Origin of the sequence: Burkholderia seminalis (genome assembly GCF_001718535.1) — a bacterium.
Classification (GTDB): Bacteria; Pseudomonadota; Gammaproteobacteria; order Burkholderiales; family Burkholderiaceae; genus Burkholderia; species Burkholderia seminalis.
The window spans coordinates 1,432,282-1,445,154 of record NZ_CP013398.1 but is presented as its reverse complement, the minus strand read 5'-3'; the positions used below and the strand labels follow the sequence as shown (position 1 = coordinate 1,445,154).

At 67.6% G+C, this 12,873-nt stretch carries 8 protein-coding genes; 5 read left to right on the top strand and 3 right to left on the bottom strand.

Annotated elements, in window-relative coordinates; genetic code table 11:
- Nucleotides 1-59 precede the first annotated feature (59 nt).
- The 3 genes from WJ12_RS06580 to wecB form a co-directional block, all read right to left on the bottom strand.
- Nucleotides 60-2,384, bottom strand: a complete 2,325-nt coding sequence (locus tag WJ12_RS06580) for a xanthine dehydrogenase family protein molybdopterin-binding subunit (protein ID WP_034186693.1) — start codon at nt 2,382-2,384, stop codon at nt 60-62.
- Nucleotides 2,381-2,842, bottom strand: a complete 462-nt coding sequence (locus WJ12_RS06575) for a (2Fe-2S)-binding protein (RefSeq protein WP_059557041.1) — start codon at nt 2,840-2,842, stop codon at nt 2,381-2,383. The genes WJ12_RS06580 and WJ12_RS06575 overlap by 4 nt, the downstream gene beginning before the upstream one ends.
- Nucleotides 2,843-3,543: 701 nt before the next feature.
- Nucleotides 3,544-4,761: a non-hydrolyzing UDP-N-acetylglucosamine 2-epimerase gene (gene wecB / locus WJ12_RS06570; protein WP_034186691.1), complete on the bottom strand. Its 1,218-nt coding sequence runs from the start codon at nt 4,759-4,761 to the stop codon at nt 3,544-3,546.
- Between the two features lie 1,193 nt (nt 4,762-5,954).
- Here wecB and WJ12_RS06565 point away from each other — a divergent pair.
- The 5 genes from WJ12_RS06565 to WJ12_RS06545 all read left to right on the top strand — a co-directional run bounded on the left by WJ12_RS06565 (nt 5,955) and on the right by WJ12_RS06545 (nt 12,792).
- On the top strand, nt 5,955-7,499 hold the full coding sequence (locus WJ12_RS06565) for a glycosyltransferase family 2 protein (RefSeq protein WP_034186766.1): 1,545 nt from the start codon (nt 5,955-5,957) through the stop codon (nt 7,497-7,499).
- Between the two features lie 3 nt (nt 7,500-7,502).
- Complete coding sequence (locus tag WJ12_RS06560) at nt 7,503-8,498, top strand: bactofilin family protein (protein WP_059557042.1); 996 nt, start codon at nt 7,503-7,505, stop codon at nt 8,496-8,498.
- Nucleotides 8,499-8,509: 11 nt separating this feature from the next.
- Nucleotides 8,510-9,523, top strand: coding sequence for a YaiO family outer membrane beta-barrel protein (locus WJ12_RS06555; protein ID WP_059557043.1), 1,014 nt, complete (start codon nt 8,510-8,512; stop codon nt 9,521-9,523).
- A gap of 13 nt (nt 9,524-9,536) precedes the next feature.
- Nucleotides 9,537-10,307 carry a hypothetical protein gene (locus WJ12_RS06550; RefSeq protein ID WP_049035217.1) on the top strand — a complete coding sequence of 257 codons (771 nt, stop codon included), beginning with the start codon at nt 9,537-9,539 and terminating at the stop codon, nt 10,305-10,307.
- Nucleotides 10,308-10,641: 334 nt separating this feature from the next.
- Nucleotides 10,642-12,792, top strand: a complete 2,151-nt coding sequence (locus tag WJ12_RS06545; protein ID WP_069245609.1) for a polysaccharide deacetylase family protein — start codon at nt 10,642-10,644, stop codon at nt 12,790-12,792.
- Nucleotides 12,793-12,873 lie beyond the last annotated feature (81 nt).

Here is a 12,873-nt window from a genome sequence, read left to right as displayed (position 1 = left end):
TTCAGGGATCGATGCGAACCGGGCCGCGCGAAGCGGCCCGGCGTCGGAGGGATTGTGCGTCAACCCGCCTGCGGCTTCGCGAGCTGATCGGCAATCGGCAGGCTGCGGATGCGCGTGCCGGTCGCCGCGAAGATCGCGTTGGTCAGCGCCGGTGCGACGGGCGGCAGGCCCGGCTCGCCGACGCCGCCGAGCGGTGCCGTGAAGTCGTCCGGCGCGACGAGATGCACGCGGATCTCACGCGGCGCCTCGTTCATTCTCAGCACCTGGAAGCCGTTGAAGTTGCTCTGTTCCGGATGGCCGTCCTTGAACGTGATCTCGCCATGCAGCGCGATGCCGAGCCCCATCACCACCGCTCCCTCGAGCTGCGAGCGCACGCGCTCCGGATTGACCTGAGGCCCGCAGTCGATCGCGATGTCGACGCGCGGCACCGTGATCCTGCCGTCCGCGCCGACCTGCACCTCGCAGACCGCCGCCGTGTACGACACGAAACTGCGATGCGCGGCGATCCCGAGCCCGTGCCCCTTCGGCAGCTTGCGCCCCCAGCCGGCTTCGCGCGCGACCGTCTCGACCACGCGCCGCAGCCGCCCCGTATCGACCGGGTACAGCGCGGGATCCTCGCCGTAGTTCACGTTCTTCACCGTGATGTGCGGCTCGAAGCGCCGCGCGGGCCCGATCAGCGCGAGCAGGAAATCCTTCGGGTCGCGGCCGGCCGCGTGCGCGAGCTCCGACACGAAGCTCTGGATGCCGAACGCATGCGGGATGTTGTAGACCGAGCGAAACCAGCCGATCCGCGTGTGCCCTTCGGCAGCCGGATTCTCGATCCGCACGTTCGGGATCGCGAACGGCAGGTCCGCGATCCCCTGAGCCAGTTCGCCCGGCTGCTCGTGCACGATGTCCGGCTTGAAGGTCGACTGGATCGACGGCGCGACCGTGCGATGCTGCCACGCGACCACCTTCCCCGACGCGTCGATCCCGCCGTCGAACGCCTCGAGCGACACCGCGTGGAAATAGTCGTGCGCGATGTCGTCCTCGCGCGTGAAAGTCAGCTTCACGGGCGCGCCGACCGCCTTCGACAGCAGCGCGGCTTCCACCACGTAATCGGGTTTCGACTTGCGGCCGAATCCGCCGCCGAGCAGCGTCACGTTGACCGTCACGCGCTCGGTCGGCAGCGCGAGCGCCTTCGCGACCTCGTCGCGGGTGGTCTGCGGCGCCTGCGTGCAGGTCCACACCTCGCAGCGGCCGTCGGCCACGCGCGCGACGGCCGCGGGCGGCTCCATCGTCGCGTGGGCGAGATGCGGGATGTAGTACGTCGCACGGACGCGTTTCGCGGCGCCGGCGAGCGCCGCGGCCGCATCGCCGTCGTTGCGGATCACGTCGCCCGGCTGCGCGGCGGCCGCCTCGAGCGCCTTGCGATAATCGGCCGAGTCGTAGCCCGCGTGGGGCCCGCGCTTCCAGTCGATCTTCAGTTGCGCGCGCGCCTGGATGGCCGTCCACGTGTCGCGTGCGACGACGGCCACGCCGCCGAGCGGCTGGAAGCCGGACGGCAGCGGCGCCGACGCAAGCTGCACGACCTTGACGACGCCCGGCAGTTTCTCGGCCGCCGACGCATCGAATGACGCGACCGTATCGCCGTAGGCCGGCGGCCGCGCAACGACCGCATACAGCATGCCGTCGAGCCGCGTGTCGATCCCGTAGTGCGCACGGCCGCCGACGATGTCGCGCCCGTCGATCAGCGCGGTCTTGCCCTTGCCGATATAGCGGAATTCGGCCGGTGCCTTCAACGCGAGCGTCTTCGTGTCGGGCACCGGCAACGCGGCCGCTTTCGCGGCGAGTTCGCCGAAACCGAGCTTGCGCCCGCCCTTCGTGTCGACGACCTCGTGCACCGATGCCTTGACCTGGCCCACATCAACGCCCCACTCGGTCGCGGCCGCCTGCTCGAGCATCGTGCGTGCGGCGGCCCCTGCCCGACGCAGCGCGGCGAAACTCTGGCGCAGGCTGCGCGAGCCGTCGGTGTTCTGGTTGCCGTAGCGCGGCTCGTCGCCGACGGCCTGCGCGACCTTCACGCGCGCCCAGTCGGCACCCAGCTCGTCGGCGACCACGAGCGCGACGCTCGTGCGCACGCCCTGTCCCATCTCGGAGCGGATGCAGGTGACGGTCACGGTGCCGTCCGGGGCGATCGCGACGAACAGGTGCGGATCGTCGCGCAGCCCGTGCGGCATCCCGGCGCCGCCGTATTGCGGGTTCGTGCTGACGGGCGGCTGCACCGGTGCCGCGGCCTGCGCGAGCGACGGCACGCCGAACGCGAGCAGCAGCCCGCCGGACGCGAAGCCCAGCAGCAGCGCGCGGCGGCTTTCGTTGTGGACGGAGAGTTCGGGCGCGCTCATGTGGCACCTCCGCGGCGCACGGCCAGGCGGATCGCCGCGCGAATGCGCGTGTAGGTGCCGCAGCGGCAGATGTTGCCGGACATCGCATCGTCGATGTCGGCATCGGTCGGATGGGGATTCGTCTTCAGCAGCGATGCGGCCTGCATGATCTGCCCGGACTGGCAGTAGCCGCATTGCGCGACGTTCAGTTCCTGCCATGCCTGCTGCAGCGGGTGGGTCAGGTCGGTCGACAGTCCCTCGATCGTCGTCACGCGCTTGCCGGAAGCCGCCGCAACGGGCGTGATGCACGACCGGATCGCGACGCCGTCGAGATGAACGGTACACGCGCCGCACAGCGCCATCCCGCAGCCGAACTTGGTGCCGGTGTGGCCGAGCACGTCGCGCAGATACCAGAGCAACGGCATGTCGGGATTGCCGTCGAAGTGTTGCTCGCTACCGTTGACGGTCAGCGTGATCATCGTTCACCTCCTGGTCGAGGCGCCCGCGTCGCACCACGGGTGCCGTGTGGGGATTCGAACGGTGCCGGCCCGGCACCGCCTGGCGGACTGCTTCGCCGGAAGCACCAGCGGCCGACGGGCTATCGGTGCCGATGACGACCGGGTGTTCGACTCCGAGCGAAAGCGGGCGCCCGCGGGTCCCGATTCTGCCCCATGCAAACCGTCGCTCAGGCGACGCGACCCTGTCGGGGCTGCCAGAAACGGTGCCCGGGATCGCCGCTGCCCCCGCGCGCGACGTCCGGCCCGGAGGGCTTCGACATGCCCGGGCAGGCGGATTCGTATGGGGATTGAGCCGCGCTCCAACTTTAACCGATGTGCGGCAGCTTTGCGCCGCCGGGCGCTTTCCAGCCGACCGGATCGAGACCGAACTCGTGCGGCATGGGTTGCGACGGATGACCGGGGATCGGATGCATCGGATCCCCGCATCTGAAACCGGGACTTTGCCGTGCATTCCGGCCGGTGCGGGGCGGGTATCCGCGGAAGTATCCATGCGCGGCGCCGCACCGCGAACGGAACATTCCGCTAAGACAGTCTTGAAGAACGCGGCGGGGAAATTCGTTCGGGGTCGCGCAAATGCGAGGATCCGGCCGGCCTGGCGGCCGAACCGGATTCTCGCGCGACGGCAACGAACGGTACGGAAGTACGTTATCGCGCGATCCGGCTCACGGCGAGCGCAACGCCTGCAAGCCCAGCGTGAGCGCGTTGAACGGCATCTCCGTTGCCCCCATCGAAAAACTCGTCGTTTTCGTGGTCACGCCCGGCGTGCGCATCAGCGCGTGAACGATCCGCTCGCTCGCGTGGCCGTCGCCATACGGATTGCTCGCGCGCGACATTTCCTCGTAGGCGCTTTCGCTGTCGAACAGGCGCGACGCCTCCCACACGATCCGCTCCTGGTCCGTACCGACGAGCCGTGCGGTGCCGGCCTGGATCGCCTCGGGCCGCTCGGTCGTCTCGCGCGTGACGAGCACCGGCTTGCCGAGCGCCGGCCCTTCTTCCTGAATGCCGCCCGAGTCGGTAATGATGAAATGCGCGCGGGACATCAGGAATACGAACGACAGGTATTCCTGCGGTTCGATCAGGTAGATGTTCGGCACGCCGCCGAGCCGCGCTCGCGCCGGCTCCCGCACGTTCGGATTCATGTGCAGCGGATAGACGAACTGCGCGTCGCGATAGCGGCCCGCGAGCGTACAGAGCGCCTCGCAAAAATGCTGGAACGGTTCGCCGAAACTCTCGCGGCGATGCCCCGTGATCAGCACGACGCGCCGCGACGGTTCGAGAAACGGAAAATACGCGGCGACCTTGTCAGACAACGCAGAGGTGCGGTCCAGCATGCGTTTGACCTCGTGCAACGCATCGATCACGGTATTGCCGGTCAGCGAGACGCCGCTGCCCGGCACGCCCTCGCTGAGCAGGTTGTCGCGCGCCTGCCCGGTCGGCGCGAAATGCCACGACGACACCGCATCGGTCACGCGGCGATTCAGCTCCTCCGGCCACGGCGACCAGATGTCGCCGCTGCGCAGCCCGGCCTCCACGTGCCCGACCGGCAAATAGCGGTAGAACGCCGCCAGGCTGACCGCCAGCGTGGTCGTCGTATCGCCGTGCACCAGCACGACGTCCGGACGCAGGTCGTCGAAGACCATGCCGATCGCCTGAAGAATGCCGGTCGTCACGTCGGTCAGCGTCTGGCTTTGCCGCATCAGGTTGAGATCGTAGTCGGGCTTGATGTCGAACAGCGTCAGCACCTGGTCGAGCATTTCCCGATGCTGCGCGGTCACGCATACCCGGGCGTCGACCTCCGCTTGCGCCTTCAGCGCACGCACCAGCGGCGCCATCTTGATGGCCTCCGGCCGAGTCCCGAACACAAGCAAGATCTTCTTCATCGTTATCCTCGTTTAGCCACTTCGCGCGGATGATCCTGCACGTGGCGCGAAGCATGTATTCAGGCGGCACTGCCCATACTCGCGCGGTCGGCACGTAACCGTGCTGCGAGGCAGGCGCGCCGTCCTGTCCGCGCGGTCCCGGCCACGCGAATCGTCGTACTACCGGCGTCCCGTTGCACTGATCAGTCACGTCATGAGTCGTTCCTCGCTGTGTCGAGCGTCACGTCGGTCCGTCACGTCGCTTCCACACCAGCAATATTCAAACCAGCCGCCCCCGCAGCCGCAGCCGGCTCGCGCGACGCACACCGCACATGCGCGGTGCGTTACGGAATGTTTCACAACTGCTACGGGCGTCTCATCGACGAGCCGGCACGACAACGATAAACAGCCGGCCGATCGCGCGATCCGTCTGACGACGTCGTCCGATGAATCGAGAACGCAGGTCGGACGCCCGTCACGCATCGCACCGCGTGCATCTTTCGAAGCGCGTTGCGTCGTCTCGATTCGGCACTTTTGTCTGTGCAGCGCGCGGCGCGCACGCGACCTCCGGCCACGACCATGTGCGCGCGAATTCCCCGACACGCGGCGCGGCTTGCGTCGCACGAATGCATGCGCGGGAAATGTTGCGAATGTGTAACGCAGAGCCGATCGGGAAGATACATCGGAGTCCGGTCTATTCCGCGCGCACGACGGCGGCAACCGTTTCGTCCATCGGGGCAACGTGCGCGCGGCGAGCGACACGCCGCTGCACGTCTCGCAAGGCCACATCGAACAAGGCGGCGACGACTCGTTAGACAAACCGCCCGCCGTGCGAGGTCGGCGAGATGTGTCGCAGGCTGCGTGGCGTCGCATGTCGCGCGACGGCGCTGATTCGTCAGTGAATCAAAACACGTCGCCACGCGCCCGACCCTACGCGCGCCTCGCGCCCGCCTCCTTGCTGCACGGGGCATCGCGGCCCATGGCTCACGCCTTGCTTAATGTCAGACAGGTGCGTCCCGAAGCACTCGCACGGCAGCAGCAGACGGACGGGGACGCCAAAGCAACGAAGCCGGGAAGCGACGCGACGCGTGCGCGGGGGCGAACGACATCCGCCCCGCGCGACGAACGTGCGGCCGCGTCCCATTGACATCCGCGCGATCCACGGGCGCCTTCCGCTCTCATCGGTCGTCGTCGCGGACACCGGGGACCAGGACATGAAGAATCCGCGGATGGCGTCACTCTGCGAGCAAGGCGTTCTGCTGCTGATCGTGCTTGCCTTTTCGCTGAGCGTGCGCGACACCGCATCGCAGGCGATCGCCGAGCCGGCGCGGATCATCCTGCCTGCCGCAAACGCCGCGGTCGCGGTCGAACGCGCGGCCCTCGACGGCGCGCGGTTCGCGATCGCCGCGCAGGCTTCGCCCGATGCGAACGCGTCACTCGAGCCGCCGCCGGCCGGCGCGCCGGGTATCACGCTCGACCCCGACCTGCTGCTGATGCCCTGCGTCGCGTACCTGTGGCTGTTCACGGTGTTGACGTGCATCTACGCCGGACGGCATTACGTGTTCAGCCTCGACCGCCTGTTCAAGCCGCAATGCGCGCCCTACCGGACGATTACCCACGGCGACTGGCCGAGGCTCACGGTGTTCGTCGCCGCCCACAACGAGGAAGCCGTCGTCGTCGATTGCCTGATGGCACTGCTGGCGACGACCTACCCGCGCGACAGGCTGACGATCATTCCGGTCAACGACCGCTCGACCGACAACACCCGTGCGCTGATCGACGAGGTCCGGGCGCTCGCGCCCGACCTCATCCAGCCGTTTCACCGCGAGACCGGCAAACCGGGCAAGGCGGCCGCGCTGAAGGATGCGCTGCGCTACATTCGCGGCGACATCATGGTGGTGTTCGACGCCGACTACCTGCCGCGCCCGGGGCTGCTGAAGGAACTCGTCGCGCCGTTCTTCGATCCGGAAGTCGGCGCGGTGATGGGCCGCGTCGTGCCGCAGAACGCCGACAGCAACCTGCTCGCGCGGCTGCTCGACCTCGAGCGCGCGGGCGGCTACCAGGTCAACCAGCAAGCCCGCAACAACCTCAACCTGGTGCCGCAGTACGGCGGCACGGTCGGCGGCATCCGCAAGGGCGCGCTCGACGCGGTGGGCGGCTGGCGCGACGACACGCTGGCCGAGGACACCGACATGACCTATCGCCTGCTGCTGAGCGACTGGCGCACGGTCTACCTGAATCACGCCGAATGCTATGAGGAAGTGCCGGAGCGCTGGGCCGTGCGTGCCCGGCAGTTGACGCGCTGGGCGAAAGGCCACAACCAGACGCTGCTGCGCTATCTGGTTCCGGTACTGCGCAACCCGCTGATCTCGCGGCGCTGCCGGCTGGACGGCGCGTTGCTGCTCGGCGTGTTCGTGATGCCCGCGCTGCTCGCGGTCGCATGGATCGCCGCGCTCACGCTCTACCTGTTCAACGGGGTCAACTCGACGGCGCTCGGCCTGATCGTGTCGCTGTTCGCGCTGTTCTCGTTCAGCACCTTCGGCAACTTCGGCGTGTTCTTCGAGATCGTCGTCGCCGCCCGGCTCGACGGCCGCGCGACGCGGCTGCGGCTCGTACCGGTCAACGTCGTCGGCTTCTGCGTGACGATCGCGGCCGTCGTCTCCGCGTTGTGGGGACTCACGCTCGACGCCGCATTCCGTCGCGAACTGAAGTGGGACAAGACCGAGCGTTTTCGCCGGCAACTGAAACCGGAGCGTTGATCGATGACGACCTTCAATGTGTTGGTGCCGGTGGCCGGCGTGCTCAGCCTGCCGTTCCTGCCGATGCTGCATGAGCTGATCCGGCGCAGCGACGTCGCGGCACTGCCGATCGGCGACGGTCCGTTCGTCGATCAGGCGTTGCTCGCCACGCAATGGCACGACGCGCTGCGCGCGCACGCGGCCGGCGAACCGGCGGCCGATCCATCCGCCGCACCGCCCTGGCAAGCGCTCGGACTGGCCGTGCAGCACGCCGGCACGATCCACGTCGCGCACGACGAGCATCGCGACGACGTGCTCCATGCCGATCATGCGATCACGCTCGACGGCGGCGCCCACGCGGCGTACGCGTTCGCCGGCGAACGCATCGACATTCGCGCCGGCGCGACCATCGGCGCGCTTGCGCACGCGCCGCGGATCGACGTCGACGGCGCGGTGCTGCGTGGCGTCGTGGTCGGCGGCACGGTACACCTGCGCGGCGCCGGCGGCTTCGCGTGCCTGTACGGCGAGCCGATCGTCTTCGGCGCGGCACCGAGCGCGCGACCGGCCGGCACGCCAGCCGCGCCGCGCCGCGCGATCTCGCTCGCCCGCCACTTCGCATCGCTCCCGCATCGCTTCCTGCACGGCCGCTACCTGGTGCATTGCGACGTTCGCCTGCCCGCGCACACGGTCGTGCAAGGCAACCTCATCGTCGACGGCACGCTCGTGCTCGGCGAAGGCTGCGTGCTGCGCGGCAGCGTCAAGGCGCATCGCGTCGAACTCGAGCGTCATGCGTTGCTGCACGGCGCCGTGTTCGCGCGCGACGACGTGCTGCTCGCGAATGCGAGCTGCATCGACGGGATCGTGTCGGCCGGCGGCCTGCTGCGGCTGACCGGTGCACGCATCGGTGTCGCCGGCCATCCTGTCAGCGCATGTGCGCGCGATGTCTCGGTCGTCGGTCATGCCTGCGTGCATGGCGACCTCGTCGCGTGGCGCAGCGGCTGGTTCCATGCATCCCGTTAAGGAGCGCCTTCATGTCCGATCGCCCTTGCCATCGCGGTCCGCGCGTGCCGGTTGCCACCCTCGCGGTGCTGTGCGGCGTCGCCTTCGGTACGCCACCGGCGCTCGCGGCACTGCCGGACGATGCGGCCGCCGCGCCGCCCGCGCCGTCGCCCGACGTCCCGACCGTCATCACGCCGCGGCCGCGCGACGAATCCACGTTCGTCCGCGTCAGCGCCGACGGCCTGCCGGACGGCGGGCCGCTCGCCGAGTTCACGCCTGACGATACGAACCGGCCGGCCCTGCCCGACGCAATCGTCACACATGTCCAGGCGCCGCAAGAATCGCATACCGAACTGTCGCTCGGCTATTCGAGCGCACACCTGACGCACGGCTACGGCGACTGGTACGGCGTGCATCTGCGTGGCGTCTATCAGGATGGCGGGCGCACCGTGCTCGGCGAACTCGCGCAACTGCACCGCTTCGGCGAGAACACGCAGCTCGGCGCCCTGACCTACGTGCAGGATCTCGGCCCCGACTGGTTCGGCGGCATCGGCTTCGCGGGCACCACGTCGGGGACGATCCTGCCAAGCGCACGCGTCGACCTGTCGATCAATCGCAAGCTATTGTCGGATCGTTCGCTGGTCGTGTCGCTGGGCGCCGGCTACGCATGGAACCGCAGCGGCCATCGCGACCAGCTCTATCACGCCGGCGTGATCTGGTACGCCCTGCCGAAGTGGATCTTCGAGGCAGGCACGAACTACACCGTCGATTCGCCCGGATCGGTAAAGGCGCCGGCCTATTACGGCGCCGTCACCTACGGCGAAGTCGGCAAGAGCGTGATCGTGCTGCGCGGCGGGTTCGGGCGCGAGGCCTACCAGGTCACGGGCTCCGGCTCGCAGATCGCCGATTTCCGCAGCCACGAGATCGACGCGAAATGGCGTTACTGGTTCACGCGCAAGTGGGGCACGCAGCTCGAATTCAATTACTACCACAACCCTTACTACTCGCGGATCGGCGGCGAGCTCAGCGTGTTTTATCGCTGGTAGCCGGGCGGGCGCCATGCAGACGCATCCCGTCCGCCCTCCCGCCGACCGTTCGCTGCGGATTCACGCCCATCCGCAGCGCTGGCTGCTGTCGATCGCCCTGCTGACGCCCTCGCTGTATGCGTTGCTGTGGGTCGGCTTGCCGCTCGCCTGGCGCTACTGGCGCGCGGTGATGGTGTGGGGTGCGCACCAGATCGATCCGGCGCTCCACGTGATCGTGCTCGGCTATCCGCCCGATGCGCCGCGCGTACCGCTGCTGTCGATCGACGTCGCCGCGCGCATGCCGGGCGGCGTGCTGCTGGCCGCCACCGCGGCGCTCTGCGCGATCGGCTTCGCCGCATCCTTCATACGGCACAGGAACTGGCTGCCTGTTGCATATCTGTTACGTATCGCGAGCTTCACCCAGTTGCTGATTTGCGTGTACTTCTGGCTCGCGCCCGGCACGTTTCCGTATGGCCCGTTGCTGCATCTGCGCGACATGTTCGTGCTGCACGGCGCGGCGATCGCGATGATCCCGCTGGTGATGGCGGCGCTGTACTACCCGCTCGATTTCTCGCTGCCACAGAAGGCCGTCGCGTCGATGCTGGTGCTCGGCTACTTCATCGTCGCGCTGCCGTTCGTGATGCTGCTGCACGCGACGATCATTCATCACGGCTCGCTGCTGTTCCTGCCGTTCTGCTATTTCCTGCTTGGCGGACCGCTGCTGATCGGCCTGCTGGTCACGCTCTACACCTACTGCGCAAGCTGGCCCGGCGCGCTGACGAACGGCTCCGATTCCGTCTGCTGATTTCGCCCGCTAATGCGCCGTATCAGCGATGAAACGAATCCATTGCGTTTGCTCCCGTGCCGCACGGTCCATGTCACATGAAGCCAGCAGGACCGGGCCTCCGGGGCGAATGGCACGTTGTTCGCTTCGTTCGATACGTCGCATCGAGTCCTCTCGTCGACGACGACAGCGCGGCATACCGACGTATCTCGTCGGTCCGGCTGCCGTCGACAGGTGCCGCTCGATATCCGACGCACCGGACAGCCGCACACACCTACGGGGCAGGATTGGTCGACCTGGCGGCACGCGCATCACGGCGGCCGCGCGCCCCCATTCCTTGAGCGAGGAGTACACCATGTTGGCAAAGTCAGGCAAGTTCTTGCGGATCCTGTTCGCGTTGTTCGCGCTCGCGTTCGCATTCAGTCCGGGCGGGGTTCAGGCGGCCACCAACCAGCTCATCCTGCTGGTGCCGAATACGCTGACATTGCCCGATCCGCGCGTGTCCGCATGGCTGGACACCGCGCAAGAGGAAGGGCTGCAGATCACGGTGATGACCGACAGCCAGTTCATGGCGGCCGGCGCGTCGCTGTCGCAGTATCCCGGCCTGATCCTGCCCGATCAGGTGCATACGACGGCCGACGACACGCTCGTCACGGCGATCCAGAACTATGCGCTGAACGGCGGCAAGGTGATGCTCGTCTACGATTTCGGCGTGCTGAATTCGGCCGGCTTCTACGTGAGCCCCAAATCCCGTTTCAGCAACATGGTCGGCGTGGACTACGTACTGTATGACCAATTCGGCGGCAACATGATTGGTCTCGGCAACGTAACCGGCATGAGCAGCTGGCTTCGCACGCTCCAGGTGCCTCCCGGCAAGTCGATGACGTGGACCACGACCGCGTCGACCACGACGACCGCCAGCGTCATGGCCGCGGCGAGCACGAACAACACGAAGACGAACAATTCGTCGAAGCCGACGTCCGGCAGCGCGCTCTATCTGTCCGCCAGCCCGTCGAACCCGGGCGGCCTCGCCAACTACAACCACGGTGCGTGGTTCCAGTACGACACGCCGTCCGCAGGCAGCGGCGTACTGAACCAGACGGCCCCGAAGCTGACCGGCGTTGCGAACGGCAAGCTCGTGAAGTCCGGCACCTATAGCGCCAACTCGCTCGTCAGCACGACGGCCGGCACGGCGACCACCGCGCTCGCGTCGACCGCGGCGACGACCACCGACACGCTCGAAGGCATCTCCGGCTACGTGTACGGCTTCCTCACCTATCCGAGCTTCGTCACGCAGGGCACGTACACCGGCACGACGATCCTGACCTCGCCGACGTTCGGGCTGGTATCCGGCTACAACACGTACGGCAACGGCGGCGTGCTGTTCGTCAACCTGCCGCTCGCCTACCTCGACGGCCAGACCGACGGCATGCTGATCCACGGGTACCTGCACTATTTCGGCACGCAGATGCTGAACCTGCCGTCGCTGTCGCCGCTGCCGAAGGCGATGGCCGGGCTGGTGTTCAACTGGCACTTCTGCGCCGGCGACCAGATCCAGCCAGCACTCCAACTGAAGAACCTCGGCGTGTGGAACAACGGCCCGTTCTCGCTCGTGATCACGGCCGGCCCCGACGAAGCGGCCTTCGGCGATGGCAACGGCATCAACCTCGCCAACAACCCGACCGCGCAGAGTCTCGTGAGGTATTTCGTGAGCAAGGGCCATCGCGTCGGCAGCCACGGCGGCTGGATCCATGACTACTGGGGGGCGAACGCCAGCGAAACGAACGCAAGCACGTTCACGCAGTACCTCGTGATGAACCATCAGGCCGTCCAGGCCGCGTCGGGCCAGCCGGATGTCGAATATGCGGCGCCGGAAGGCAACACGCCGACCTGGTCGGTCAACTGGCTCGAGAGCAACGGCTTCAACGGGTACTACTTCACCGGCCACACCGGCTCGGCGCCGACCCGCGCATACCGCAACGGCGCGCTGCTGAACCCGGGCCTGTGGGCTTACCCCGTGATGCCGTTCGGCAAGTACGCGACGTTCGAGGAATTCCAGCAGTATGCGGTGCCCACAAGCGACGTGAACAACTGGTACGCAGCCCTGATGAACTTCGTCGTCGCGAACCGCACGAGCCGGCTGATCTACGCGCACCCGCTCGGCGCGTCGTCCTACACGTCGACGCTGTCCGCGATCTTCTCGCAAGCCAATACGCTGAAACTGGCGGGTCAGTTCAAGTGGTACACGATGAGCGACATCACGATCTTCGATCGCGCACGCCTGAACGTCACGTGGTCGGCCACCGACACGGGCAGCGGCTGGGCGTTCGCCGCCAGCCACCCGACCAGCCTCGCGAACATGACCTGGCTGCTGCCCAAGAAGGGCTTCGCACTGCCGGTCATCACGCAAGGCCTCGGCAGCGTCGTCATTACCGACTCGACGTACTGGCTCGTGACCGCGATCAGCGGCACCAGCCTCAAGTTCACCAGCGCCAAGGTGCACTGAGCCGCAACATCGACCTACCCGCCGGCGCGCGACGCGGCCAACGCCGCGCCCGGCGGGATTTGCGCAGGACCACCGCGCAGG